General features: G+C 46.0%; 1 protein-coding gene. It reads left to right on the top strand.

Annotated features, from left to right (window positions below; translation table 11 throughout):
• Window positions 1-124 precede the first annotated feature (124 nt).
• Window positions 125-472 (top strand): peptidylprolyl isomerase (locus tag ACTHUR_RS19890; protein ID WP_440400519.1); only part of this gene is annotated, 348 nt, incomplete at its 3' end.

Genomic DNA, 472 nt, shown 5'->3' with positions numbered 1-472 from the left:
CCATAAACCCGTAAAACCATATCCCAGGCCGTCTGAAAGAATATTTTGCAGACGGCCTTGAAGTTTGTCGTTCAGACACAATTTAACGAATGATTCAAAACCGGATTCTAACGAAAGGAAACCCATGATTATCCTGCACACCAACAAAGGCGACATCAAAATCGAACTCGATTTCGACAAAGCCCCCGTTACTGCTAAAAACTTCGAGCAATACGTTAAAGACGGCTTCTACGACGGCGTAATCTTCCACCGCGTCATCAAAGGCTTTATGATTCAAGGCGGCGGCATGGATGAAAACATGAACGAAAAAGAAACCCGCGATCCGATTCAAAACGAAGCATCCAACGGTTTGCCTAACGAAAAATACACCATCGCCATGGCGCGTACTTCCGATCCTCATTCTGCCAGCGCGCAATTCTTCATCAACACTGCCGACAACGCTTTCCTGAACTTCCGTTCTAAAGAGCTGTAC

The sequence above is a fragment of the Neisseria sp. P0021.S007 genome, assembly GCF_051956855.1.
The sequence above is the reverse complement of the archived record's forward strand: the minus strand, read 5'-3'. Positions and strand labels throughout refer to the sequence as shown.